We start from the raw sequence: 25,995 nt of genomic DNA, 5'->3' as shown, positions 1-25,995 counted from the left end.
GCCTGCGAACACGATATCCCTCACACCGATCGGTCGGCGGGCGCGCCGCGTCGACGGCGCGGCTGGCAAGATTGGCGACATGAGGGGTGCGCACCGATCGGATCAGCCCGCGCACACCCATGTCGTCGTCGCCGTGAAAGACCTCAGCCGCGCGAAGACCCGCCTCGCGGAATCGCTGTCGGCCTCGGACCGGACCGACCTCGTCGTGGCGATGCTGCGGGACACACTGAGCGTCCTGGTGGGCGCGCGCGACACGGCCGACCCGGCTCGCATCACGGACGTGACCGTGGTGACCCCCGACCCCGTCGTTGCGTCGATCGCCGCCGAGTGCGGCGTCGGTCACCTTCCGGATCCGGCCCGACGCGCCATCGGCGAGTCCGGGCTCAATGCGGCGCTCACGGACGCGGAACGCGCGCTCGGCACCGCCGGGGGCGCGATCGACGTGGTGGCGCTGCAGGCCGACCTGCCCGCCCTGCGGACAGCCGAGCTGCTCGATGCACTCGGACAGGCCCGCCGCGGCGGACGCTCGATCGTCGTGGACCACACCGGCACGGGAACCTCGGCGCTGTTCGCCTGCGGCCCGTCCACTCGTCTCGACCCGAGGTTCGGCACCGACTCCGCACGGGCCCACATCGCGTCGGGGGCGCGGGTACTCGACGGGGCCTGGCCAGGACTGCGCCAAGACGTCGACACCCTCGACGACCTGTTCGCCGCAGCCCGCCTCGGCCTCGGCCCCGCGACCCGGGCGGTGTTCGACCGCCTCGGATGTACGCCGGGTGTCCGGCAACTCCGATAGCTGTGAACTCCGTGTGATCGATTGTCCTGCCTGCGAATCTCGAGGGATGATCGGGGAGTGAGCAACGGGAGAGCACTCGAGCGACGCACGGACTCCGACCGATCGGCGGAGGACGGTTCCGACTCTGATCGAACACGCCCGGCGGGTATCGGCCATTCGGCCATCATCCCGACCGCCCCGCCTGCGGCCACCCCCACCGGTTCCCCGGACGGCGGTCTGCCCTCGGCGCGCTATCTCAACCGCGAACTGAGCTGGCTCGACTTCAACTCCCGTGTGCTCGCCCTCGCGGAGGACACTTCGCTGCCACTGCTCGAACGCGCAAAGTTCCTCGCGATCTTCGCTTCGAACCTCGACGAGTTCTACATGGTCCGGGTGGCCGGCCTGAAACGACGCGACGAAACCGGGCTGTCGGTGCGGTCGGCGGACGGACTCTCGCCCCGTGAACAACTGGCGCTCATCGGATCCCGCACCCAGGAGATCTCGTACAAGCACGCCAGGGTGTTCCTCGATTCCGTGCGTCCGGCGCTCGCCGACGAGGGCATCTCGATCATCGGTTGGTCCGACCTCGATTCCGAGGAACGCACGCGTTTGTCGGCGCACTTCCACGAACAGGTCTTCCCGGTCCTGACCCCGCTGGCCGTCGACCCGGCCCATCCGTTCCCCTACATCAGCGGGCTGAGCCTCAATCTCGCGGTCACCGTGAAGGATGCCGCAACCGGCGGAGAGCACTTCGCGCGCGTGAAGGTGCCCGACAACGTCGACCGGTTCGTGCGCGTGACCCGCACCGGCGACACCCCCGGCGCGATCGCGGCCTTCCTGCCCACCGAGGACCTCATCGCCGCCCACCTCGACGTACTCTTCCCCGGCATGGAAGTGGTGGAGCACCACGCTTTCCGCGTCACACGCAATGCCGATTTCGAGGTCGAGGAGGATCGCGACGAGGACCTGCTCCAGGCACTCGAGCGCGAACTGGCCCGACGGCGGTTCGGTTCCCCGGTCCGCCTCGAGGTGGCCGACGACATGACCGAGCACATGCTCGAACTGCTGCTCCGGGAACTGGACGTGGATCCCGGGGATGTCATCCAAGTACCTGGGCTTCTTGATCTTTCGTCGCTCTGGCAGGTCTACGGCGTCGACCGCCCGAATCTCAAGGACGCGCCGTTCGTTCCCGCCACGCACCCGGCGTTCGGCGAGCGGGAGACGCCCAAGAGCGTCTTCTCGACCCTGCGCGACGGCGACGTTCTCGTTCAGCACCCGTACGACTCGTTCTCCACGAGTGTTCAGCGGTTCATCGAGCAGGCGGCCGCCGACCCTCAGGTTCTCGCGATCAAGCAGACGCTCTACCGCACCTCCGGCGACTCCCCGATCGTCAACGCCCTCGTCGCGGCGGCCGAGGCGGGCAAGCAGGTGGTGGCGCTCGTCGAGATCAAGGCGCGCTTCGACGAGCAGGCGAACATCAAGTGGGCCCGCAAACTCGAACAGGCCGGCGTCCACGTCGTCTACGGACTGGTCGGTCTCAAGACACATTGCAAGACATGCCTCGTCGTGCGACGCGAGGGGTCGACCATTCGCCGCTACTGCCATATCGGCACCGGCAACTACAACCCCAAGACGGCCCGCCTCTACGAGGACGTCGGCTTGCTCACGGCGGCACCCGAGATCGGCGCCGACCTGACGGACCTGTTCAACTCCCTCACCGGGTACTCCCGAAAGTCGCAGTATCGCAACCTGCTCGTCGCCCCGTACGGCGTGCGCGCCGGGATAATCGCCCGCATCGAATCGGAGATCGAGCACCGCAAGGCCGGCCGCGAGGCGGGAATCCGGCTGAAGGCCAACGCCCTCGTCGACGAACAGGTGATCGACGCGCTCTACCGCGCATCACAGGCCGGGGTCCCGGTCCGGATCGTGGTCCGCGGGATCTGCGCGCTCAAGCCCGGCGTTCCCGGCCTCAGCGAGAACATCGAGGTCCGCTCGATCCTCGGCCGCTTCCTCGAGCATTCGCGGATCATGCACTTCCAGGGTTCGAACGAGTTCTGGATCGGTAGCGCCGACATGATGCACCGGAACCTCGATCGCCGCGTCGAGGTGATGGCACAGGTCAAGGATCCGCGTCTCACCCGTCAGCTCGACGAGATCTTCGACTCCGCACTCGATCCCACCACCCGCTGCTGGGTACTCCAGTCCGACGGCAGCTGGCAGGCCGCACCCGCTCGTGGCGAGAAGGTGCGGGAGCACCAGGAAGAGATGATGCGCCGACGCAGATCCACCAACTCCTGACGCGGAATCCGCTCCAATCCAGCCGTTCGACCACGACCTCCGGTCGAGGGAAGGAACCACACCGTTGAGTCCTGATAAACCGGTCAAAGCAAACATTTTCGCGGCCGGCGCAGTTCTGTGGCGCAAGTCACCGAACAACCCGTACGAGATCGAAATCGCACTCATTCACCGGCCGAAGTACGACGACTGGTCTTTTCCCAAAGGAAAACTCGATCCCGGCGAAACATCGATTTCCGCCGCAGTGCGGGAGATCCACGAAGAGACCGGAATTACAGCACAATTGGGGCGACACCTCTCAGGTGTGACATATCCGATACCGGGCCATCGCAAGCTCAAGCGGGTCGAATACTGGGCAGCCGAGGCGGCAGGCGGTGAATTCACGCCCAACGACGAGGTGGACGAGATGCGGTGGCTGCCACCGGACGACGTCCCCGACCAGCTCTCCTACCCGATGGACCGAACGATCCTGCGGCGGTTCGTCCAGATCCCGCCGGACACCACCACGGTCCTGCTCGTCCGTCACGCAAAGGCCGGCAGCAGGAAGAAGTACGAGGGCGACGACGACACGAGGCCGCTCGACGAGAAGGGTCGCGTGCAGGCGGAAGCCCTTGTCGGCCAACTACGAGCCTTCGGAGCATCCGAGGTGTCGTCGGCGGACCGGACCAGGTGCGTGCAGACGGTGGAGCCCCTCGCCGCGTCGCTCGAAGTACCGATCCACATCGAGCCCCTTCTCTCCGAAGAGCAGTACGCGGCCGATCCGGCGAGCGCCCGCGCCCGCGCCCGCAAGATCGCTGCTCGAGGCGGCGTTCAGGTCATCTGCAGCCAGGGCGGGGTCATCCCCGACCTCCTGGAGTGGTGGGCCAAACGCGACGGCATCACGCTGCCGCCTGCCCGAAACCGTAAGGCGAGCACGTGGGTGCTGTCGTTGTCGGGCGGTCGGTTGGTCGCGGCGGATCACATCGACAGCCCGCTGCCCATGCCCCGCAACGCGGATTGACCTCTCGACACACGACAAGGCGGCCACGGGATTCGATCCCGTGGCCGCCTTGTCAGTTACGGAGTATTTCCGCCGAAGTCTCGCGACTTACTTACGTGCGGTGCGCTTGGCCGGAGCCTTCTTGGCTGCAGTCTTCTTCGCGACGGTCTTCTTGGCTGCGGTCTTGGCGGGAGCCTTGGCTGCAGTCTTCTTCGCGACCGTCTTCTTGGCTGCGGTCTTGGCCGGAGCCTTGGCCGGGGCCTTGGTCGCGGTCTTCTTCGCGACGGTCTTCTTGGCTGCGGTCTTGGCCGGAGCCTTGGCCGCGGTCTTCTTGGCTGCGGTCTTGGCAGGAGCCTTGGCCGCAGTCTTCTTCGCCACGGTCTTGGCAGGAGCCTTGGCCGCAGTCTTCTTCGCCACGGTCTTGGCAGGAGCCTTGGCCGCAGTCTTCTTCGCAGCCGTCTTCTTGGCGGCGGTCTTCTTGGCAGCCGTCTTCTTGGCGGCCTTCTTCACGGGCTCAGCGGCGCCACGCTTGACGGCCGGTCCGCTGCTGGGGAGCTTCTGCCCACCGGCGATGAGCGCCTTGAACTGTGCGCCCGGACGGAACGCCGGAACCGACGTCGGCTTGACCTTGACCGTCTCGCCCGTGCGCGGGTTGCGAGCGACGCGAGCCGCGCGACGGCGCTGCTCGAAGACACCGAAACCGGTGATGGTGACGCTCTCGCCGGCATGGACTGCACGCACGATGGTGTCGACCACGTGCTCGACGGCCTCACTCGCGGTGCGCCTGTCCGTGCCCAGCTTCTCGGTCAGAACATCGATGAGCTCTGCCTTGTTCATGGAAAATCCTCCGCAAACTAATGGTCCACCGTCGGACCGACTACGAACTACGGTAAACCCGAAATCGGCAAGAGTCTATGTGCCACGCCAATTCTCATCAAGCGCGGCCCCCCGATCTGTGCTAGATCGAGGGGCCGAACCAGTTATCCGATTACGTCAATTGTCGTTCGCGACGCGCGCCGGAAGGGTCGCAGGTTTCCATGACGGCCTTGACTTTTCGAACTCGGAAATCGCCTCTACCTGGCGCAACGTGAGTCCGATGTCGTCCAGCCCCTCGAGTAGACGCCAGCGCGTGTAGTCGTCAATCTCGAACGGCACCACAGTCGTTCCGGCGGTCACGGTCTTGGATGCGAGATCCACCACGAGTTCGAGACCCGGCTGCTCCTCGAGCAACTTCCACAGCATCTCGACGTCGCTCTGCTCGACCTGAGCCGCGAGCAGACCGGCCTTACCGGCGTTGCCGCGGAAGATGTCGGCGAAACGCGATGCGATGACGACGCGGAAACCGTAGTCGGACAACGCCCACACCGCGTGCTCCCGAGACGACCCCGTGCCGAAGTCGGGACCCGCCACCAGGACGCTGCCCTTGTCGTACGGCGCGACGTTGAGGATGAACTCCGGGTCGGTCCGCCAGGCTGCGAACAGCCCGTCCTCGAAACCGGTTCGGGTCACTCGCTTCAGGTACACCGCAGGGATGATCTGGTCGGTGTCGACATTGGACCGGCGCAGCGGAACACCGATTCCCTTATGAGTGGTAAAGGCTTCCATCGTTTTTCTCCTAGTTCCCTTGCGCCCTATGCCAGGTCTGCCGGTGCCGAGAGCTTGCCCCGCACCGCTGTCGCGGCCGCGACAGCCGGAGAAACGAGGTGCGTACGCCCACCCTTGCCTTGGCGGCCTTCGAAATTGCGGTTCGATGTCGACGCCGAGCGCTCGCCCGGGGCCAACTGGTCGGGGTTCATACCCAGGCACATCGAGCATCCGGCCTGACGCCACTCGGCACCCGCCGTGGTGAAGATCTCACCGAGACCCTCTTCCTCGGCCTGAGCGCGCACCCGCATCGAGCCCGGCACGACGAGCATCCGGACACCGTCTGCGACCTTGCGCCCCTTGAGAACCTCCGCAACCGCACGAAGATCCTCGATACGCCCGTTGGTGCACGAACCGACGAAAACGGTGTCGACCGGCACCTCACGCAGCGGCGTGCCCGCCTCCAGGCCCATGTACGCCAGCGCCTTCTCGGCGGCGAGACGTTCGCTCTCGTCGGCGAAGTCGGCCGGGTCGGGAACCGAATCGCCGAGCGGGGCACCCTGACCGGGGTTCGTTCCCCAGGTGACGAACGGCGTCAGCGCCGAACCGTCGATATGCACCTCGGCGTCGAAAACCGCGTCGTCGTCGGTCTTCAGCTGATCCCAGGCCGCCACCGCCGCGTCCCAGTCGGCGCCCTGCGGGGCGTGCGGACGGCCCTTGACGAACTCGTAGGTGATCTCGTCCGGTGCGATCATTCCGGCGCGAGCCCCTGCCTCGATGGACATGTTGCAGATCGTCATCCGCGATTCCATCGAGAGCTTGCGGATCGCCTCGCCGCGGTACTCGAGAACGTACCCCTGCCCGCCACCGGTGCCGATCTTCGCGATCACGGCGAGGATCAGGTCCTTGCTCGTGACGCCGGGCGCCAGTTCGCCGTCCACGGTGATCGCCATGGTCTTGAAGGGGCGCAGCGACAGCGTCTGCGTCGCCATCACGTGCTCGACCTCACTGGTGCCGATTCCCATTGCCAGAGCGCCGAAAGCACCGTGCGTCGACGTATGGCTGTCGCCGCACACGACGGTCATGCCCGGCTGGGTCAGGCCGAGCTGGGGGCCCACGACGTGCACGATGCCCTGATCGAGATCACCCATGGGGTGCAGGCGAACTCCGAACTCCTCACAGTTCTTCCGCAAGGTGTCGACCTGGGTCCGCGAGACCGGGTCCGCGATCGGCTTGTCGATGTCGACCGTCGGCACATTGTGGTCCTCGGTCGCGATCGTGAGGTCGGGTCGGCGCAACTTGCGTCCGGCGAGCCGCAGACCGTCGAAGGCCTGCGGACTGGTGACCTCGTGAACGAGATGCAGGTCGATGTAGATCAGATCCGGCTGCCGTGCCGCACCCTCACCTTCACCGCGCACGACAACGTGCTCGTCCCACACCTTCTCGGCCAGAGTGCGTCCTCTGTCAGCCATCTTCTCCACCTCTGTCTCGGGATGTCGCGCGTCGACAGGTTCCTGGGCTGCCCCGTGTCGCGCGCCGTGTCGAACCACCTCGCACGCAATCGGCTATGATCCCAATATGCGAGAAGGGAGTATCGATCTATGAGACAGCATAGCGGTATCGGGGTGCTCGACAAAGCAATGGGCGTGCTTCACGCCGTCGCTGAACAGCCCTGCAGCCTCACCGAACTGTGCAACCGGACCGGGCTCCCCCGCGCCACCGCACACCGTCTCGCCGTGGGACTCGAAGTGCACCGACTCCTCACTCGCGACGCGGACGGACTGTGGTGCACCGGACCCGGCCTCGGCGAGCTCGCCGCGACCGCGAGCGACGCCCTCGTCGACGCTGCGGCGCTCGTCCTGCCGCGGCTCCGCGAGATCACCGGAGAAAGCGTTCAGCTCTACCGGCGCGAGGGGACCCACCGGGTGTGCATCGCGTCGATGGAGCCGCCCGCCGGCCTGCGCGACACCGTGCTCGTCGGCGCGCGACTGCCGATGACCGCAGGTTCGGGCGCCAAGGTCCTTCTCGCATGGGCGGACGCCCAGACCCAACGCGCCATCCTGCCCGAGGCCTCGTTCGGCGAACGAGTGCTCGTCGAGGTGCGTCGGCGTGGCTGGGCGCAGAGCGCGGCCGAACGCGAGTCCGGCGTGGCCAGTGTCGCGGCGCCCGTCCGGGATGCGTCGGGCAACGTCGTCGCGGCGATCTCGGTGTCGGGACCGATCGATCGCATGGGCCGCCGCCCCGGCGCCCGCTGGGCAGCGGACCTGCTCGCCGCTGCGGACGCGCTCCACAAGCGCCTCTGAGGACCTGACCGACCCCACGCGCGTGCCGTGAAAGTGATTCGTGGCACAGTCGTTCGAAGGAACGAAATCCACTTCGAGTCGAGGAGCGGCTGTGGGGACCAACCAACGCGGGCAGATCACGATGTCGGACGCCGAGATCACCGAATTCGTCGAACGCAGCCGAGTCTCGACGATGGCGACGATCGGGGTGAACGGCACCCCTCACCTGGTCGCGATGTGGTACGCCGTCATCGACGGGGAGCTGTGGTTCGAGACGAAGGCCAAGTCGCAGAAGGCCGTCAATCTCCGGCGCGACGACCGGCTCACGATGATGATCGAGGACGGTGACACGTACGACACCCTCCGCGGCGTCTCGATCGAAGGTCGCGGCGAGATCGTGGACGACCCGGAGGCCCTGTTCAAGGTCGGGATCAGCATCTGGGAGCGCTACACGGGGCCGTACTCCGAGGACGTCAAGCCGGCGGTCGAGATGATGTTGCACAAGCGCATTGCCGTCAAGGTCGTCCCGGAGCGGGTGCGGTCGTGGGATCACCGCAAGCTCGGACTGCCGGAGATGCCGGTCGGCGGGTCCACCGCGGCTTACCTCTAGGCAGCCCGGCGCCGCCGTAAAACCACGCGACGCGCGCCCGGCCTCGGCGGTACATTCCGAATCGACGAGTCACCACCGAGGCAGGAGGAGGACGACGTGAGCGAATCGGCCGACAACGAGATCAAGCGCAAGTTCCGCGAGGCCCTCGACCGCAAGAACCACCGGCAGTCGAGTGCGACGGCGCACCTGGACGGGCAGTCGAAGGTCCATGATGCCCACGGCAGCGCCGACCACAAACGCGAGTTCCGCCGGAAGAGCGGGTAGGCCCGGTCGGCCGCGGCCGGTGCGCTCCCCCGAAATGAGAAATACCCTCCGATCGATGATCGGAGGGTATTTCTCGTTGTAGCCCCGACGGGATTCGAACCCGCGCTACCGCCTTGAGAGGGCGGCGTCCTAGGCCGCTAGACGACGGGGCCAGGACTGACACTCGAATGCAAGTTCACTTCCGCAGAAGAACCTCCGCTTCTGCGGAGGGTCTGTCCGTGGTAGCCCCGACGGGATTCGAACCCGCGCTACCGCCTTGAGAGGGCGGCGTCCTAGGCCGCTAGACGACGGGGCCGAGAACTTGCATCGAACGCTGTACTGCTATGACTGCGAAGCAACACATCCGCAGTGTAACTGGAAGCCGGTGAGCTGAACTCACCGAAGTACGGCGACCTTTCGGCCTCCGAACTTCCGCTGGGGTACCAGGACTCGAACCTAGAATGGCTGAACCAGAATCAGCTGTGTTGCCAATTACACCATACCCCAATGGTCTGTTCCTTCGGCCTGCCCTGCGGGCGTCTGGCCTCCGTTCCGAACCGAGAAGAAGATTAGCACCAACCCTCGCCCGAACTACAAATCGGCTGGTCAGAGTCGGTAAATCGCGCTAATGACCGCCGCGACCCGCCCGGACGAGCCGGTGCGGGCCGCGGCTGACGACCTGAAGTGGACCCCGAGTCAGGCGATCTGCGCCCGAGCCGAACGCAGGCGGGCGAGGGTCTTCTCGCGACCGAGCAGTTCCATCGACTCGTACAGCGGCGGACTGATGTGCGAACCGGTGAGCGCCACGCGCACGGGAGCGAAAGCCTTACGCGGCTTGAGTTCGAGCTTGTCGATCAGGGCGCCCTTGAGCGTCTCCTCGAGATCCGCGGTCGCCCACTCCGGCAGCGCATCCAGCGCCTCGATCGTGGCGTCCAGCACCGGCGCGGCGTCGGCGCCCAGGTTCTTCGCAGCGGCGGCCGGATCGATCGCGAAGTCGGCGTCGTCGACGAGCAGGAACTTCAGCAGGTCCCACGCGTCCGACAGAACGACGATGCGGGTCTGCACGAGATCGGCCGCCACGTCGAACTGCTCGGCGGTGAGGGCGTCGACCGGGTGCCCGTGAGTGGTCAGATACGCGCGCAGGCGGGCAGCGAAGTCGGCCGGCTCGAGCAGACGAATGTGCTCCGCGTTGATCGCGTCGGCCTTCTTCTGGTCGAAGCGGGCCGGATTGGAATTGACCTTGGAGATGTCGAACGCGGCGACCATCTCGTCGAGGGAGAAGACGTCGTGGTCGTCGGCGATGCTCCAGCCCAGCAGTGCCAGGTAGTTGAGCAGCCCTTCGGGGATGAAACCGCGATCGCGGTGGATGAAGAGGTTCGACTCCGGATCACGCTTGGACAGCTTCTTGTTGCCCTGTCCCATGACGAACGGCAGGTGACCGAACTCGGGTGTGAAATCGGCGACACCGATGCGCTCCAGCGCCTCGTACAGCGCGAGCTGACGCGGCGTGGACGAGAGCAGATCCTCGCCCCGCAGCACGTGCGTGATCTTCATCAGCGCGTCGTCGACCGGGTTGACGAGCGTGTACAGCGGAATGCCGTTGCCGCGGGTGAGCGCGAAGTCCGGCACCGTACCGGCCTTGAAGGTCGTCTCCCCGCGCACCAGGTCGTTCCACGTCAGGTCGTGGTCGGGCATCCGCAGCCGCACGACGGGCTTGCGTCCCTCGTCCAGGTACGCCTGGACCTGCTCGGGCGTCAGGTCCCGATCGAAGTTGTCGTAGCCCAGCTTGGGGTCGCGGCCGGCCGCCTTGTGCCGCGCCTCGACCTCGTCGGGAGTCGAGAACGACTCGTACGCCTCCCCCGCCTCGACCAGGCGGCGCACCACGTCGAGGTGCAGATCGCGTCGCTGCGACTGCCGGTACGGCTCGTACGGGCCGCCCACCTCCGGACCCTCGTCCCAGCTCAGCCCCAGCCACCGCAGCGCATCCAGGATCGCCTGGTACGACTCCTCCGTGTCACGGGCAGCGTCGGTGTCCTCGATACGGAACACGAACGTGCCACCGTGGTGACGCGCGAACGCCCAGTTGAACAGGGCGGTGCGGACGAGCCCGACGTGCGGGGTGCCGGTGGGTGACGGACAGAAACGGACGCGTACTTCGCTGGTGGTCATGGCTCACTTCGGGTCGACACTGCTAGACGCTGCTAGGCGTGGTCAGCTACGGGAACGGACCCCTACAGGCTAGTCCGCAGCCACCCGGAGCGGTATCCGATCAGCGCTTGGCAGCAACCGGATTGGTCAGCGTGCCGATCCCCTCGACCGTCACGCTCACACTCTGACCGTCGACGATCGGCCCCACACCCTCGGGCGTTCCCGTGAGGATCACGTCACCGGGAAGCAGGGTCATGACAGCGGACACCCACTCGATGATCTTCGGAATGTCGTGCAGCAGAAGCGAAGTGCGGCTGCGCTGCTTGATCTCGCCGTCCACCTCGGTCGTGATCTCGACGTCCGAGACATCCACATTCGTCTCGATCCACGGACCCAGCGGGCAGAACGTGTCGTACCCCTTCGCGCGGGTCCACTGGCCGTCGTGCCGCTGTTGGTCGCGCGCCGTGACGTCGTTCGCGACCGTGTACCCGAGCACGACGTCGAGCGCCTTGGCCGCGGGGACGTCCTTGCAGGGACGGCCGATGACGACCGCGAGTTCGCCCTCGTAGTGCACCTCGTTCGACGACGGCGGCAGCATGATGGGAGCGCCCGGACCCGCGATCGAGGTGTTGGGCTTGATGAAGATGACCGGATCCTCGGGCGCCTCGCCGCCCATCTCCGCAGCGTGCGCGGCATAGTTCTTGCCGACGCAGATCACCTTGCTGGCCAGGATCGGGGCGAGCAGGCGAACGTCCGCGAGCGGCCAGCTGCGGCCGGTGAAAGTCGGTGTGCCGAAGGGATGTTCGGCGATCTCCTTCGCGGTCTGCGCGTCGCCCTCCCCTTCGATCGACACGAAGGCAACTCCATCGGGACTGGCAATTCGACCAAGGCGCATGTGCCCGAGTCTATCGAGTCACACGACTGCGCTCGGCCATACCCGTCGCACGGTCGATCGCAAAGGGTCTAGACTTCGACGCATATCCACATTCTAGGACATTCATTTCATATACTGGGACGGAATCATGAGCGCACAGGTAGGCGAGGAAGTTCGGGTAAGTGCGGCGAAACGCTGGGCCATGCTGGCACTCGGTGTGCTTGCGCAGGCCGCGGGCGCCGTGTTCTCGAACGCGCCCGCGTTCCTGTTGCCCACGCTGCACGACACCCACGGCATGGAGCTGTCCCGTGCCGGACTGGTCGTGGCCGCGCCGACTGTCGGGTTCCTCCTCAGCCTGATGGCCTGGGGCGCCGTCGTCGACCGCGTCGGCGAGCGCCGCGTCCTGGTGATCGGCATGGCGGCAACCGCGCTGGCGAGCGCCGGCGCAGCCCTCAGTTCGTCGTTCGCGATGCTCGGCGTCTTCCTCCTGATCGGAGGCATGGCCGCGTCGAGCGCCAACGCGGCCAGCGGCCGGGTCGTGGTGGGATGGTTCCCACCACAGCGACGCGGATTCGCGATGGGGATCCGGCAGATGGCACTGCCGCTCGGCGTTGCGATCGCGGCGCTCACGGTGCCCGGAATCGCGCAATCGCACGGTGTCGGTTGGGCATTGGCCCTGCCCGTGGCGGCGACGTCGGTTGCCGCGGTCGGTTGCCTGTTCGTGGTCGATCCGCCCCGGCCGGGGCGTGCGGCCGCCCGGGGTTCGGGCCTGTTGGACAACCCGTACCGCAACTCGGGTGTGCTGTGGCGGATCCACGGCGTGTCGGTGCTGCTGGTGGTGCCGCAGTACCTGGTGTGGACGTTCGCGCTGCTGTGGTTGATGACGGACCGGAACTGGTCCGCCGCGTCGGCCGGTCTGCTGATCACCGTCACCCAATTGCTGGGCGCTGCAGGGCGGATCGCGGCCGGAGCACTGAGCGATCGTGTCGGTAGCCGGATGCGCCCGTTGCGCTGGGTGGCCGTAGCGGCGGCTGTGTCCATGGGAGCGCTGGCCCTGACGGACTGGCTGGACTCCCCCGTGTCCGTGGCGCTGCTTGTGGTGGCGTCGGTGATCACGGTGGCGGACAACGGTTTGGCGTTCACCGCCGTCGCCGAGATCGCCGGACCGTACTGGAGCGGCCGTGCGCTGGGGGCCCAGAACACGAGCCAGTACCTCGCGGCGTCGCTGGTACCGCCGGTCTTCGGGGCTCTGGTCGCGGCGGTGAGCTTTCCCGTCACGTTCGCGGTCGCGGCCCTGTTCCCACTCGTTGCCGCGCCACTGGCGCCCCACGACCACCCCGAACGCCGCTGAAACACCCGCCGGAACGACCGTGACCGCCGCCCGGAACCCGGGCGGCGGTCACGTCTTTCGAGTGTCGAGAGCGCCTAGAGGGCGGCGGCGATCCGGTCGCCGACCTCGGTGGTCACGATCGGACCGTCCCCACGCGAGGCCAGATCGGCCTCGACCGCGGCCTCGATGCGCGCGGCGTCGTCCTCGCGGCCGAGGTGACGCAGCAGCATCGCCGCGGACAGGATCGCCGCGGTCGGGTCGGCGATGCCCTGGCCGGCGATGTCCGGTGCCGAGCCGTGGACGGGCTCGAACATCGACGGGTTGGTGCCGGACGCATCGATGTTGGCGCTCGCAGCAAGGCCGATACCACCGGTGACGGCGCCCGCGAGGTCGGTGATGATGTCGCCGAACAGGTTGTCGGTGACGATCACGTCGAAGCGGGCCGGGTCGGTGACCATGTAGATGGTCGCCGCGTCGATGTGGCAGTACGCCGTCTCGACGTCGGGGTACTCGGCACCGACGGTCTCCATCGCGCGCGTCCAGATGCGACCGGCGTTGGAGAGCACGTTGGTCTTGTGGATCAGCGTCAGGTGCCCCCGCCGCTTCTGCGCCAGCTCGTACGCTGCACGGACGACGCGTTCGGCGCCGAACCACGTGTTGACCGACACCTCGGTCGCGACCTCGTGCGGGGTGCCGATGCGGATCGAACCACCGTTACCGGTGTACGGGCCCTCGGTGCCCTCACGGACGACGACGAAGTCGATGTCCGGGTTCGCGGCCAGCGGCGAGCTCGACTGCGGGTAGGTGCGTGCCGGACGCAGGTTCACGTGGTGGTCGAGCAGGAAGCGCATATTCAGCAGCAGGCCGCGTTCGAGGATGCCCGGGGCGACGAACCGCGGGTCGCCGATGGCGCCGAGCAGGATCGCGTCGTGCTGACGGATCGCGTCGAGCTCGGCGTCGGGCAGAAGATCGCCGGTCTCGTTGTAGCGCTTGGCACCGAGGTCGAACTCGGTGGTCTCCACATCCGGCACCAGCTTCCGCAGCACCTTCAGCGCTTCCGCCGTGACCTCGACACCGATGCCGTCACCGGGGATGACCGCAAGCTTCATGGGACACACTCTCTTTCGACTGGATCCGCCGGTGGCGTGAGACACCCCGGCTGCACCGGTGGCCGTGACCGTCGTCGACGGTCACGGCCACCGGGGAGGGATGGGGAGGATCAGGACAGGTCGACCTGCGCGACGCGGGCGTCGAGCTGCTCCACGATCTGGGCGACCTCGGCGTCACCGACGACACGGTCGACGCGCAGGATGACGGTGGCGCCCTCACCCTCGGCGTCCTGGCTCAGCGCGGCGGCCTGGATGTCGATACCGGCGGTGCCCAGCACGGTGCCCAGGACACCGAGAACGCCCGGGCGGTCCGTGTAGTGGACGACGATGTTGTGGCCCTCGGCGCGCAGGTCGAAGCTGCGGCCGTTGATGTTGACGATCTTCTCGACCTGCTGCAGGCCGGTCAGCGCGCCCGCGACGGTGGTGACGGTGCCGTCCGCGGCAACCGCGCGAACCTCGACCGCGCTGCGGTGCGTCTGTGCCTCGCTGTGCTTCTCGACCTCGACGCTCACGCCGCGCTGCTCGGCGAGCTGCGGTGCGTTGACGAACGTGACGGCCTCGTCGCTGCTCGCCGAGAACAGGCCACGCAGTGCGGCCAGACCCAGGATGTCGACGTTCTCGGCCGACAGCTCCCCGCTCGCGACGACCTGGACGTTCTGGACGGCCTCGGGCGACAGCGTGCCGGCGAGCAGGCCCAGCTTGCGGACCAGCTCGAGCCAAGGGGCGACCTCTTCGCCGACCGGGCCACCGGAGACGTTGACGGCGTCCGGCACGAACTCGCCGGCCAGGGCCAGCAGGACGCTCTTCGCGACGTCGGTACCGGCGCGATCCTGGGCCTCCGAGGTGGACGCACCGAGGTGGGGGGTGACGACGACGTTGTCGAGGTCGAACAGCTTGGAGTCGGTGCACGGCTCGGTTTCGAAGACGTCGAGTCCGGCGGCGCGGACCTTGCCGTTCACGAGCGCGTCGTACAGCGCGTCCTCGTCGATCAGGCCACCGCGAGCGGCGTTGACGATGATGACGCCGTCCTTGGCCTTGGCCAGACGCTCGGCGTTGAGCAGACCCGCGGTCTCCTTGGTCTTGGGCAGGTGCACCGAGATGAAGTCGGCGCGCTCGACCAGCTCGTCGATGTCGACCAGCTCGATGCCCAGCTGCGCGGCGCGAGCGGCGGGCAGGTACGGGTCGTACGCGATGATGTCGGTCTCGAAGGCGGCGAGACGCTGCGCGAACAGCTGGCCGATGCGGCCCAGGCCGACGACGCCGACGGTCTTGCCGAGGATCTCGGTGCCGTTGAAGCTCGAACGCTTCCAGGTCTTCTCACGCAGCGTGCGGTCGGCAGCCGGGATCTGGCGCGCGGTGGACAGCAGCAGCGAGACGGCGTGCTCGGCGGCCGAGTGGATGTTGGAGGTCGGGGCGTTCACGACCATGACGCCACGCTCGGTGGCAGCCGGGATGTCGACGTTGTCGAGGCCGACGCCGGCGCGGCCGACGATCTTCAGCTTCGTGGCGGCGGCGAGGACCTCGGCGTCGACCGTCGTGGCCGAGCGGACGAGCAGGGCGTCGGCCTCGGGCACGGCCGCGAGCAGCGCGGGACGGTCCGGACCGTCGACCCAGCGCACCTCGACACCGTCACCGAGCGCATCGACGGTCGATTGTGCGAGCTTGTCGGCGATCAGGACAACGGGACGGCCATTCTGGCTCACGAGGAACTCTCCTGTGTTTCGGTGTCTGGGTGTGTCGGGTCGAGCGATTGTCCGCGGCCGGGCACCGCTTCGGGCGCGCACGGGTCGCAGTCGTGATCAGTTTAGTTGGCAGTGCGGCGCGATTCCGCAGGGCGGGTACCTGCTACCACATAGTGGACGCCGCCGGAGCGCAATTCGGAGATTCGCGCCACAGCCGGAAACGACTCCGGCCCGGGGGCCGCGCGACGGTACGCGCGGACCCCGGGCCGGACGGAGGCTGTGGATCAGGCCGTCTCGGTGATCGGACGATCGACCCAGCTCATCAGGTCGCGCAGCTTCTTGCCGGTGACCTCGATGGGGTGCTCGGCGTTCTCCTTGCGGAGAGCCTCGAGCTCCTTGTTGCCGTTCTCGACGTTGGCGACCAGGCGGCGGGTGAACTCGCCGGACTGGATGTCGGCCAGGATCGCCTTCATGCGCTCCTTGGTGTCGGCGTCGATGACGCGGGGGCCGGACAGGTAGCCACCGAACTCGGCGGTGTCGGACACCGAGTAGTTCATGCGGGCGATGCCACCCTCGTACATGAGGTCGACGATGAGCTTGAGCTCGTGCAGCACCTCGAAGTACGCCATCTCGGGCGCGTAGCCGGCCTCGACCATGACCTCGAAACCGGTCTTGACCAGTTCCTCGGTGCCGCCGCACAGCACGGCCTGCTCGCCGAAGAGGTCCGTCTCGGTCTCTTCCTTGAACGTGGTCTTGATGACGCCGGCGCGGGTGCCGCCGATGCCCTTGGCGTAGGACAGAGCCAGGGCCTGGCCCTCACCCTTCGGGTCCTGGTGGACGGCGATCAGGGCCGGAACGCCCTTGCCGTCGACGAACTGGCGGCGGACCAGGTGGCCCGGGCCCTTCGGCGCGACCATGCCGACTGTGACGTTCGCCGGCGGCGTGATCAGGTCGAAGTGGATGTTGAGGCCGTGGCCGAAGAACAGCGCGTCGCCGTCCTTCAGGTTCGGCTCGATGTCGTTCTTGAAGATCGACGCCTGAGCGGTGTCGGGGGCGAGCACCATGATGACGTCGGCCCACTCGGCAACCTCGGCCGGCGTGCCGACGGTCAGGCCCTGCTCCTCGGCCTTCGCGCGGGACTTCGAACCCTCCTGGAGGCCGATGCGCACATCGACACCGGAATCGCGCAGGCTCAGCGAGTGCGCGTGGCCCTGGCTGCCGTAGCCGATGACCGCGACCTTGCGGCCCTGGATGATCGACAGGTCTGCATCGTCGTCGTAGAACATCTCGACTGCCACAGTTCTTACCTTCCCTCTGGGTTCTATGAACGCTTGATTGTCTGTTGTCGGCTGGTGAACGGTTCTAGCGGGTGGCCGTGATGGACTTCGGCCCGCGGCCGACGGCCACCACACCGGACTGCACGATCTCGCGGATGCCGAACGGATCGAGCATGCGCAGGAGTGCGTCGAGCTTGGAACGGGTGCCGGTCGCCTCGATGGTGACAGCCTCCGGAGCGACGTCGATCACCTTGGCGCGGAACAGGTTCACCGTCTCGATGACCTGTGTGCGCACGCTGGAGTCCGCCCGCACCTTGATCAGGATCAGCTCGCGCGCCACCGACGCCTCGTTGTCCTGCTCGACGATCTTGATGACGTTCACCAGCTTGTTGAGCTGCTTGGTCACCTGCTCGAGCGGGAACTCGTCGACCGTGACGACGATCGTCATGCGCGAGATGTCGGGGACCTCGGTGCCGCCCACGGCGAGCGACTCGATGTTGAAACCCCGGCGGGAGAAGAGTGCAGCGACACGGGCCAGCACGCCCGGCTTGTCCTCGACGAGAACACTGAGGGTGTGGCTGGTGCTCACTGACGTTCCTCTCCGGAAGCGGCCTCACCGGCACGCTGCTCGCGTTCCATGGCCTCGTGAATGGTTGCGGGCTCGTCCGCAGCTTCGTCCTCGTCGAACAGCGGACGAATTCCGCGGGCGGCCATGATCTCGTCGTTGCTGGTGCCGGCGGCGACCATCGGCCACACCTGGGCGTCCTTGCCGACGATGAAGTCGATGACGACGGGCTTGTCGTTGATCGACTGAGCGGTGCGGATGGCGTCCTCGACGTCCTCCTCGCGCTCGACGCGGATTCCGACGCAGCCCAGCGCCTCCGCCAGCTTGACGAAGTCCGGGATGCGGACGGCGCCGTGCGTGCCGAGGTTCGTGTTCGAGTAGCGCTCGTCGTAGAACAGCGTCTGCCACTGGCGGACCATGCCCAGGTTGCCGTTGTTGATGAGCGCGACCTTGATCGGCACACCCTCGACCGCACAGGTCGCGAGCTCCTGGTTGGTCATCTGGAAGCAGCCGTCGCCGTCGATGGCCCAGACCTCGCGGTCCGGCAGACCCATCTTGGCGCCCATCGCGGCCGGGACGGCGTAGCCCATCGTGCCGAGGCCACCGGAGTTGAGCCACGTGCGCGGCTTCTCGTAGTTGACGAACTGTGCCGCCCACATCTGGTGCTGACCGACGCCCGCGCAGTAGACGGCGTCCGGACCGGCGAGCCGGCCGACGGCCTGGATCACGTACTCGGGCGACAGCGCACCGTCCGAGGGACGGTCGTACGCCAGCGGATAGGTGCGACGGATGCCGTCGAGGTACGCCCACCACTCGGTGAGATCGAAGGACGTGCCCGTCGCCTGGTCGGCGCGGATCGCCTCGATCAGCTCGGCGATGACCTCCTTGCAGTCGCCCACGATCGGGACGTCCGCGTGGCGATTCTTGCCGATCTCCGCCGGGTCGATGTCCGCGTGGATGACCTTGGCGTCGGGGGCGAAGGAGTCCAGCTGGCCGGTGACGCGGTCGTCGAAGCGCGCGCCCAGCGTGATCAGCAGGTCGCTCTTCTGCAGCGCGGCGACGGCCGCGACGGTGCCGTGCATGCCGGGCATGCCGCAGTTGAGCTGGTGGCTGTCGGGGAACGCGCCGCGCGCCATCAGCGTCGTGACGACCGGAATGCCCGTCAGCTCAGCGAGTTCGAGCAGTTCGGCCGATGCCTCGGCCTTGATGACACCGCCACCGACATACAGCACCGGCGACTTCGCGTCGGCGATGAGCCGAGCTGCCTCGCGGACCTGCTTGCCGTGCGGCTTGGTGACCGGACGGTAGCCGGGCAGGTGCATCTCCGGCGGCCACGAGAACGTGGTCTGCGCCTGCAGGATGTCCTTCGGGATGTCGACGAGGACCGCACCCGGGCGACCGCTCGACGCGAGGTAGAACGCCTCCGCGAGGATCCGCGGGATGTCGACACCGTCGGTGATGAGGAAGTTGTGCTTGGTGATCGGCATGGTGATGCCGGAGATGTCGGCTTCCTGGAAAGCGTCCGTGCCGATCAGCCCGCGACCGACCTGGCCGGTGATCGCGACGACCGGAACCGAGTCCATCTGTGCGTCGGCGAGCGGCGTCACCAGGTTCGTCGCGCCGGGACCGGAGGTCGCCATGCAGACGCCGACCTTGCCGGTGGCCTGCGCGTAACCGGTCGCGGCGTGGCCTGCGCCCTGCTCGTGGCGGACCAGGACGTGGCGGACCTTCTTCGAATCGAAGAGCGGGTCGTACACCGGCAGAACGGCACCACCCGGGATACCGAACACGGTGTCGACCTCGAGCTCCTCGAGGGCGCGGACCACCGACTGCGCGCCGGTGACGCGCTCGGGCGCGACCTGACGACGGTTACCGGGCTGCGAGGCGGCGGCCCTGCTGTCTCCCGCGGTCGGGCCGGTAGCTCCCGACTTGCGCGGCGTGGGTTGAGGCCGTGCGGTTGGTGCGCTCACTGGAGAAGTCCTCTGCGATTCTGGCTCTGCGGTTCTGGATCCGGGCAACAAAAAACCCTCGTCAGCATCAGCTGTACGAGGGTGGCGCGTCGTTATCTGGCGAGTTGCAACAACCGGCTCAGGCGACGACGCGCCGGCCGATTACGAGCAACTCATTCTGCTTCACGCGCTCGACGGTAGGCGCGCCAATGGTAGACAGTCAACTTTGGTGAGTGCGCTGTCCCAGAATGTAAGATGCCTCGGCTGCAGTGCGAAGATGTAGAGGTGTCATCTCCTCAGCAGCCCGTGCCACCACAGCCATCATCCCATACGCCCGCGGACAGCCGACAGGTCATCCGGATTTCGCCGCTCGCGCTGATTGCGTGCATCTTCCTGCTGTTCTGCCTCAGCTTCCCCGTTCTGGGTTGGCCGGCGGCGTTCGCCTGGACGTTGGTGATCCCCTTCCTGATCGGCGCCTGGGTGCTGCGCGTGCGCACCACCGTCACGCCGGACGGGCTCGAGCTGCGGCGAGCCTTCTCGTCGCAGTCCATATCGTGGGATCAGGTGAAGGGCTTCCGCTTCCCCAAACGCGGCTGGGCCCGGGCCGACCTCGTGGACGGCACCGAGGTGTCGCTGCCGACCGTGACGTTCGGCCGACTGCCCCAGCTGGCGTCCGCGAGCGGTGGGCGGGTCACCGACCCGTACGCGGCCGCTCGTGCGGCCGAGGCACGCAAGCGTGCGGCCGAGGCCGAAGCAGCCCGGTCGGACGAGACCGCAGCTACCGACGCGCCGGAGCCGAATGCCGAATGACCCGGTCACGGGAGTAGCGTCGCACCAGGACGTCTCCCACTCCCACCGGAGATGACGAGGCAGTTCTCACAGCCGATATCGGGTCCAGCCGACCAGCACCCCACGGGCCCACACGTACACACTTTTCTCGCTGCGCTCGGCGTGCACAGCCCGCCGCCGAGAACCGCTGATCGACGAAGGAATCCGCCCATGCCCCCGCTGAGGTCACGCACCACCACCGTCGGACGCAACGCTGCCGGAGCCCGCTCGCTGTGGCGGGCCACCGGTATGACCGACTCCGACTTCGGTAAGCCGATCGTCGCGATCGCCAACTCGTACACCCAGTTCGTCCCCGGCCACGTTCACCTCAAGAACGTCGGCGAGATCGTCGCCGAGGCCGTCCGCGCCGCCGGCGGCGTGCCCCGCGAGTTCCACACGATCGCCGTCGACGACGGCATCGCCATGGGCCACGGCGGCATGCTGTACTCGCTGCCCAGCCGCGAGATCATCGCCGACTCCGTCGAGTACATGGTCAACGCCCACACCGCCGACGCACTGGTGTGCATCTCGAACTGCGACAAGATCACCCCCGGCATGCTCAATGCCGCGATGCGCCTGAACATCCCGACCGTGTTCGTCTCGGGTGGCCCGATGGAGGCCGGCAAGGCCGTCGTCGTCGGTGGCGTCGCGCAGGCACCCACCGACCTGATCACCGCGATCTCCGCGAGCGCCAACGACTCCGTGTCCGAGGAGGGTCTCGACGAGGTCGAGCGCTCGGCGTGCCCGACGTGCGGTTCGTGCTCGGGCATGTTCACCGCCAACTCGATGAACTGCCTCACCGAGGCACTGGGCCTGGCCCTGCCCGGCAACGGCTCCACGCTGGCCACCCACGAGGCGCGCCGCGCCCTGTTCAGCCGCGCCGGCACCACCGTCGTCGAGGCCGCGCTGCGCTACTACCGCGACGAGGACGAGTCGGTTCTGCCGCGGAACATCGCCACCCCCAAGGCGTTCCGCAACGCGATGGCACTGGACGTCGCGATGGGCGGCTCCACCAACACGGTGCTGCACACGCTCGCCGCGGCGCAGGAAGGCGAGGTCGACTTCGACCTGAGCACCATCGACGAGATCAGCCGTCGGGTGCCGTGCCTGTCGAAGGTCTCCCCCAACTCGGACTACCACATGGAGGACGTCCACCGCGCCGGTGGTATTCCCGCGCTGCTCGGTGAGCTGCGCCGCGCCGGCCTGCTGGAGACCGACGTCTCCACCGTCCACACCAAGAGCTTCGACGAGTGGCTCGACACGTGGGACATCCGCTCCGGCAAGGCGTCCGACGAGGCGATCGAGCTCTTCCACGCGGCACCGGGCGGCGTGCGCACCACCGAGCCGTTCTCGACGAACAACCGTTGGAGCGCACTGGACACCGACGCCGAGGGCGGCTGCATTCGCGACCTCGAGCACGCCTACACCGTCGAGGGCGGCCTGTGCGTGCTGCGCGGCAACATCGCCGTCGACGGCGCGATCCTCAAGACGGCCGGTATCGACGAGGAACTGTTCTCGTTCCAGGGTCCGGCCGTCGTCGTCGAGTCGCAGGAAGCGGCCGTCTCGGTGATCCTGCAGAAGCAGATCAAGCCGGGCGACGTCATCGTGGTTCGCTACGAGGGCCCCAAGGGCGGCCCCGGCATGCAGGAGATGTTGCACCCCACCGCCTTCCTCAAGGGCGCCGGGCTCGGCAAGGAGTGCGCCCTGATCACCGACGGCCGCTTCTCCGGCGGCACGTCGGGCCTGTCGATCGGCCACATCTCCCCCGAGGCCGCGTCGGGCGGTGTGATCGGACTCGTCGAGGACGGTGACCAGATCCGCATCGACGTCGCGACTCGCACGCTCGAGGTCCTCGTCGACGACGAGACCCTCGCCGCGCGCCGCGCCAAGATGGAGGCGTCCGAGCGTCCGTGGCAGCCGGTCGACCGCCAGCGCACCGTCACCACCGCGCTGCGCGCGTACGCCGCCCTGGCCACCTCGGCCGACAAGGGCGCCGTCCGCCAGGTGCCGTAACACCGCTACAAAGGCTGAAGGGTCCCTTCACGCGCTCACAGCGCGTGAAGGGACCCTTCAGCCGTTTCGGGGGGAGTGGCTCAGATGACGGGATTCGCGCCGTTGAAGACGAACCACACCGTCAGACCGGCGGCGACCCCGACGAGCAGGATGACGACGGACCCGACGTGCGGCCGGGTGGCCCACTTGCGCCGGCCGTCGAGCGCGATCCGGCCGGGACCGGTGAGGACGATGGCAGCGGCGGCGGCCCCCAGGAGCGTCTCGTACTCGACGCCGTCGGGCGCGAAGTACTCGAGACCGGGCAGCGCCGACTGCTTCAGGCACCACGCGTTGATCATCACCGCCAGCACCGCCGCACCCGCGAACGGCGTGAGCAGACCCAGGATCAGCAGCGCACCGCCGGCCACCTCGCCGACCGCGCCCGCGACCGCGAGGGCACGCGCGTGATCGAAACCGGCAGTGACGAGGTCGTCGCGGTATCCGCCGAGCCCCGGGCCGTTCCACCATCCGGTCAGCTTCTGCAGACCGTGCGCGAGGAGGGTGCCTCCCACGGCCAGACGCAGGACGAACAGTCCGACGTCGAGCGTGCCGCGACGCTGGTCCGTGCTCTCGGGCGGTGGCCCCTGCGGGGACACTGCGACGGGGGCGGCGACCGTGACGGGTTCGGACACTATCGGCTCCGAAGCAGTCGGCCCCGAAACGATCGGCTCCGACACCGTGGGCTCGGGACGCGCAATCACCTCGGTGACCTGATCGTCGACAACCGGCGGGGCCGATGCGTTCGCGGCGGGCCGGTAGACGGGCAGCTGTTCGGTCGGCAGACTGCTCAGATCGTCCGCCCCGGGGTCGAAATCGTCGTCGGTGCGCGGGATCGACGGCCGGACGGACTGTGCGGGAAACCGCTCCGTCGGCTGGTCGAACGGACTGGGCGCGGTTCCCTGGCCGGTGGACGCTGGGTGCTCTCTCGGCTTGTCGGTCACGAAAGGCAGCCTAGGGCGGATCGCGGTGGGTCACCGGATTGGCGCCTCGGCGCGCCGGTCACACCGGGCGACGTGGCGGCGACGGCGTGCCCTTCCGTAACGTCGTGCAGCATGAGGATGCGTGTACCGAGCCTGCGGGCCCGCCGTGCGACGGCGGCCGCATTCTGTTCGATCGTCGTGGTCGCGGCGGCGGGATGCGCTCGCTTCGACGACACCGCGTCCTCCCCGTTCACCCCGGAACCGACGTTCGGGTCGGGTGGCGAGGTGCAGCCGAAGGAACCGTCACCGCCGTCGTCGGTGGCGCCGCAGCCGTCGGTGCCCGACGAGCCGTGCTTCGACCGCGATCCGAACGTCGTGGCGACGTGTCTCGACGCCACCGGCGGACTGGTGATGCTGCCCGACGGGGCGTCGGCGCTGGTGACCGAGCGGCGCACCGGGCGCATCCTGCTGGTGACGCAGGGCCAGGCGCCCACCGAATTCGCCTCGGTGCCCGTGGATTCGGGATCCGACGGCGGCCTGCTCGACATCGCGCTCTCCCCCACCTTCGGGGAGGACCGGCTGGTCTATGCGTACATCACGACGGACACCGACAACCGCGTCGTGCGCGTCGCCCCCGGCGACGTTCCCAAGGACGTGCTCACCGGCATTCCGCGGGGCGCCGAGGGCAACGCCGGGTCACTGACCTTCGCGAAGCCCGGCGAGCTCATGGTGCTCACGGGCGATGCGGGCAACCCGGCCGCCGCGGCCGATCCGGGATCGCTGGCCGGCAAACTCCTCCGTGTCACGTCGCTGTCGACGGCTCCGGCGCCGCCGCCTCCGGCCGTCGCCGCGTCGGGGTTCGGCCGCGCCGGCGGCGTCTGCACCGACGTGGACGGCGGAGTGTGGGTGACGGATCGGACGGCGACCGAGGACCGGCTGCAGCGGATCCGCCCGGACGGCGGCGTCGGCGCCGCCCCGGTGTGGACGTGGCCCGACAAGCCGGGCGTCGCGGGATGCGCGGTGGCGGCGGGCGCCGTCGCGATCGCGCTCACCGACGGGCGCGCGGTGGCGGTGCTGACGACCGACCGCGAGACCGGTTCGGTGTCGTCCGCGCCCGCGCAGCTCGCACAGAATCTCTACGGCCGGCTCGGCGACGTCACGATCAGCGGTGAGGGTCAGATCTGGGCGTCGACGGTCAACAAGTCGGGCGGCGAGCCCGGGCCGACGGACGACCGCGTCGTGAAGATCCCCTTGCCGTCCGGCGGCGGCGGATTCGACTGACGCTCAGGCGCTCACCCCCTCGTGGGCGTCGCCCGGCGACGTCGGGGAGCGCCTCACGAGGAACCCCGCGAGCATCGGCAGGATCAGCACCGAGATGGCGCCCGCGGCAACGAGGATGGATGCGGTGGCGTTCGACATCTGCCCCGCCGACACCGCGACGCCGGTGACCGCGACGATGAGCGGCAGACCGGTGGTGGAGTACAGCGCGACCTGCAGGCTCTCGCGCGTGTCGAACGATGCGATCCGGTCGTAGCGCGACGCGACGAACACCGGCAGACCGCGCACCACCACCAGCAGGGCGAGGAGCGCGGCCAGCACCCCCGGCTCGTCGGCGACGGCCGACACGTCGATCGCCATGCCGGAGGTGACGAAGAAGATCGGGATGAGCAGGCCGAAGGCCAGACCCTCGAGTTTGTGTTCGAGCTGCTCGTTGCCGTCCGGCACGGTGCGCCGCAGGATGAAGCCTGCCGCGAACGCGCCCAGAATGATGTCGAGGTCGAAGACGGCTGCGACCGCGATGAGCGCGACGAGCAGCAGCATCACTAGCCGGACCGTGGTCTGGGCGGTGGTGTCCGACCCGCGGCGGACGACGGCCAGCAGGTCGGTGCCCTCGCGCAGGATCCGCGCCGGGAGCAGCGCCACCACCACCGCGACGGCCGCGAACGCCGCCAGCACGACCAGCGACAGCACCGCACCGCGCGCACCCAGCAGCACCGCCATCGCGATGACCGGGCCGATCTCACCGATCGCGCCGTGGTTGAGCACCGCGCGGCCGACGGGGGTCTCGACGAGACCGCGGTCCTTGAGGATCGGCAGCAGGGTGCCCAGCGCGGTCGACGTCAGCGCGATCGCAACGGCGATCTCGGAGTGCACCAGTCCCGCCGCGGCCAGCCCGCCGACGACGGCGAACGCCAGCGCCAGGCAGATCAGCCACGTGATCAGGGCACGGCGTCCGCCGCGGCCCGTCAGTTCGTCCCTGTCGATCTCGTATCCGGCGAGCAGGAACAGCATGCCGAGCCCGAGCTCACGCAGCAGCTCGATCTCGGAGTCGACGTTCGCCAGGTCCAGCGCGTACGGCCCGATCACGATCCCGGCCACGAGCAGCAGCACGACCTCGGGAATCAGCTTGCGCCGCAACGATCCCGCGATCAGTGGCGCGATCGCCGCGGCGACTGTGATCCAGAAGAGTGACGTGGCTACGGCAGCGCTCAT

The 25,995-nt window shown here is 68.0% G+C and carries 22 protein-coding genes and 3 tRNA genes; 10 read left to right on the top strand and 15 right to left on the bottom strand.

All coding sequences use genetic code 11. The features are described 5' to 3' along the window. Positions 1-79: 79 nt before the first annotated feature. From cofC to PSS76_RS08895, 3 genes are all read left to right on the top strand, one after another. Positions 80-796 carry a 2-phospho-L-lactate guanylyltransferase gene (gene cofC / locus PSS76_RS08905; RefSeq protein WP_013416602.1) on the top strand — a complete coding sequence of 239 codons (717 nt, stop codon included), beginning with the start codon at positions 80-82 and terminating at the stop codon, positions 794-796. Positions 797-943: 147 nt separating this feature from the next. After that, positions 944-3,073 carry an RNA degradosome polyphosphate kinase gene (locus PSS76_RS08900; RefSeq protein ID WP_370530782.1) on the top strand — a complete coding sequence of 710 codons (2,130 nt, stop codon included), beginning with the start codon at positions 944-946 and terminating at the stop codon, positions 3,071-3,073. Between the two features lie 64 nt (positions 3,074-3,137). Continuing rightward, positions 3,138-4,070: an NUDIX hydrolase gene (locus PSS76_RS08895; RefSeq protein ID WP_005519035.1), complete on the top strand. Its 933-nt coding sequence runs from the start codon at positions 3,138-3,140 to the stop codon at positions 4,068-4,070. An 87-nt stretch (positions 4,071-4,157) separates the two neighbouring features. Here PSS76_RS08895 and PSS76_RS08890 read toward each other — a convergent pair whose 3' ends face one another. From PSS76_RS08890 to leuC, 3 genes are all read right to left on the bottom strand, one after another. Beyond that, positions 4,158-4,886, bottom strand: coding sequence for an HU family DNA-binding protein (locus PSS76_RS08890; RefSeq protein ID WP_005519033.1), 729 nt, complete (start codon positions 4,884-4,886; stop codon positions 4,158-4,160). A gap of 156 nt (positions 4,887-5,042) precedes the next feature. After that, positions 5,043-5,654: a 3-isopropylmalate dehydratase small subunit gene (gene leuD, locus PSS76_RS08885; RefSeq protein ID WP_005519031.1), complete on the bottom strand. Its 612-nt coding sequence runs from the start codon at positions 5,652-5,654 to the stop codon at positions 5,043-5,045. 26 nt (positions 5,655-5,680) lie between these two features. Then, positions 5,681-7,114 (bottom strand): 3-isopropylmalate dehydratase large subunit, encoded by a 1,434-nt coding sequence (gene leuC, locus PSS76_RS08880; protein ID WP_041674323.1) that lies wholly within the window; start codon positions 7,112-7,114, stop codon positions 5,681-5,683. A gap of 120 nt (positions 7,115-7,234) precedes the next feature. Between leuC and PSS76_RS08875 the strand changes: the two genes are divergently transcribed. The 3 genes from PSS76_RS08875 (at position 7,235) to PSS76_RS08865 (ending at position 8,789) form a co-directional block, all read left to right on the top strand. Continuing rightward, positions 7,235-7,936, top strand: a complete 702-nt coding sequence (locus PSS76_RS08875; protein WP_005519027.1) for an IclR family transcriptional regulator — start codon at positions 7,235-7,237, stop codon at positions 7,934-7,936. Positions 7,937-8,027: 91 nt separating this feature from the next. Beyond that, on the top strand, positions 8,028-8,525 hold the full coding sequence (locus PSS76_RS08870; protein ID WP_005519024.1) for a pyridoxamine 5'-phosphate oxidase family protein: 498 nt from the start codon (positions 8,028-8,030) through the stop codon (positions 8,523-8,525). Positions 8,526-8,621: 96 nt separating this feature from the next. Further along, complete coding sequence (locus PSS76_RS08865) at positions 8,622-8,789, top strand: DUF5302 domain-containing protein (RefSeq protein ID WP_005519023.1); 168 nt, start codon at positions 8,622-8,624, stop codon at positions 8,787-8,789. Between the two features lie 79 nt (positions 8,790-8,868). Here the strand turns inward: PSS76_RS08865 and PSS76_RS08860 are convergent. The 5 genes from PSS76_RS08860 to PSS76_RS08840 all read right to left on the bottom strand — a co-directional run bounded on the left by PSS76_RS08860 (position 8,869) and on the right by PSS76_RS08840 (position 11,811). Next, positions 8,869-8,941: transfer RNA gene (locus tag PSS76_RS08860), tRNA-Glu, on the bottom strand. 67 nt (positions 8,942-9,008) lie between these two features. After that, positions 9,009-9,084: transfer RNA gene (locus tag PSS76_RS08855), tRNA-Glu, on the bottom strand. Between the two features lie 119 nt (positions 9,085-9,203). Then, positions 9,204-9,275 (bottom strand) — tRNA-Gln (locus PSS76_RS08850). Positions 9,276-9,464: 189 nt separating this feature from the next. Continuing rightward, the gene (gene gltX, locus PSS76_RS08845) at positions 9,465-10,937 is read right to left on the bottom strand and encodes a glutamate--tRNA ligase (RefSeq protein WP_013416606.1); all 1,473 of its coding nucleotides are present in this window, start codon (positions 10,935-10,937) and stop codon (positions 9,465-9,467) included. Positions 10,938-11,037: 100 nt separating this feature from the next. Next, positions 11,038-11,811: a fumarylacetoacetate hydrolase family protein gene (locus PSS76_RS08840; RefSeq protein ID WP_013416607.1), complete on the bottom strand. Its 774-nt coding sequence runs from the start codon at positions 11,809-11,811 to the stop codon at positions 11,038-11,040. Positions 11,812-11,938: 127 nt separating this feature from the next. Here PSS76_RS08840 and PSS76_RS08835 point away from each other — a divergent pair, with 127 nt between their 5' ends. Further along, positions 11,939-13,141, top strand: a complete 1,203-nt coding sequence (locus tag PSS76_RS08835; RefSeq protein ID WP_041674325.1) for an MFS transporter — start codon at positions 11,939-11,941, stop codon at positions 13,139-13,141. Between the two features lie 74 nt (positions 13,142-13,215). Here the strand turns inward: PSS76_RS08835 and PSS76_RS08830 are convergent, their stop codons facing one another. The 5 genes from PSS76_RS08830 to PSS76_RS08810 form a co-directional block, all read right to left on the bottom strand. Continuing rightward, positions 13,216-14,229 carry a 3-isopropylmalate dehydrogenase gene (locus tag PSS76_RS08830; protein ID WP_013416609.1) on the bottom strand — a complete coding sequence of 338 codons (1,014 nt, stop codon included), beginning with the start codon at positions 14,227-14,229 and terminating at the stop codon, positions 13,216-13,218. A 110-nt stretch (positions 14,230-14,339) separates the two neighbouring features. Next, complete coding sequence (gene serA / locus PSS76_RS08825; RefSeq protein ID WP_005519015.1) at positions 14,340-15,932, bottom strand: phosphoglycerate dehydrogenase; 1,593 nt, start codon at positions 15,930-15,932, stop codon at positions 14,340-14,342. Positions 15,933-16,195: 263 nt separating this feature from the next. Further along, entirely contained in the window at positions 16,196-17,209 is a 1,014-nt protein-coding gene (ilvC, locus tag PSS76_RS08820; RefSeq protein ID WP_005519013.1) for a ketol-acid reductoisomerase, read from the bottom strand. Between the two features lie 64 nt (positions 17,210-17,273). Further along, positions 17,274-17,777 (bottom strand): acetolactate synthase small subunit, encoded by a 504-nt coding sequence (ilvN, locus tag PSS76_RS08815; protein WP_005519012.1) that lies wholly within the window; start codon positions 17,775-17,777, stop codon positions 17,274-17,276. After that, positions 17,774-19,723, bottom strand: a complete 1,950-nt coding sequence (locus tag PSS76_RS08810) for an acetolactate synthase large subunit (RefSeq protein ID WP_005519011.1) — start codon at positions 19,721-19,723, stop codon at positions 17,774-17,776. Before PSS76_RS08810 ends, ilvN begins: the two co-directional genes overlap by 4 nt. Before the next feature lie 285 nt (positions 19,724-20,008). Here PSS76_RS08810 and PSS76_RS08805 point away from each other — a divergent pair, with 285 nt between their 5' ends. Continuing rightward, positions 20,009-20,512, top strand: a complete 504-nt coding sequence (locus tag PSS76_RS08805; protein ID WP_013416611.1) for a PH domain-containing protein — start codon at positions 20,009-20,011, stop codon at positions 20,510-20,512. Positions 20,513-20,701: 189 nt separating this feature from the next. Beyond that, positions 20,702-22,543, top strand: a complete 1,842-nt coding sequence (gene ilvD / locus PSS76_RS08800) for a dihydroxy-acid dehydratase (protein WP_005519009.1) — start codon at positions 20,702-20,704, stop codon at positions 22,541-22,543. Positions 22,544-22,623: 80 nt separating this feature from the next. Here the strand turns inward: ilvD and PSS76_RS08795 are convergent, their stop codons facing one another. Then, a complete protein-coding gene (locus PSS76_RS08795; protein ID WP_013416612.1) occupies positions 22,624-23,523 on the bottom strand; it encodes a DoxX family protein in 900 nt (299 codons plus the stop codon). Positions 23,524-23,640: 117 nt separating this feature from the next. Here PSS76_RS08795 and PSS76_RS08790 point away from each other — a divergent pair, with 117 nt between their 5' ends. Continuing rightward, complete coding sequence (locus tag PSS76_RS08790) at positions 23,641-24,783, top strand: PQQ-dependent sugar dehydrogenase (protein ID WP_106851610.1); 1,143 nt, start codon at positions 23,641-23,643, stop codon at positions 24,781-24,783. A gap of 3 nt (positions 24,784-24,786) precedes the next feature. Here the strand turns inward: PSS76_RS08790 and PSS76_RS08785 are convergent, their stop codons facing one another. Next, the gene (locus PSS76_RS08785) at positions 24,787-25,995 is read right to left on the bottom strand and encodes a cation:proton antiporter (protein WP_337456115.1); all 1,209 of its coding nucleotides are present in this window, start codon (positions 25,993-25,995) and stop codon (positions 24,787-24,789) included.

The sequence above is a fragment of the Prescottella sp. D32 genome (assembly GCF_037287305.1).
Lineage (GTDB): Bacteria > Actinomycetota > Actinomycetes > Mycobacteriales > Mycobacteriaceae > Prescottella > Prescottella equi.
Note: the sequence above shows the minus strand (reverse complement) of the source record. Positions and strands in the feature narration are given on the sequence as shown.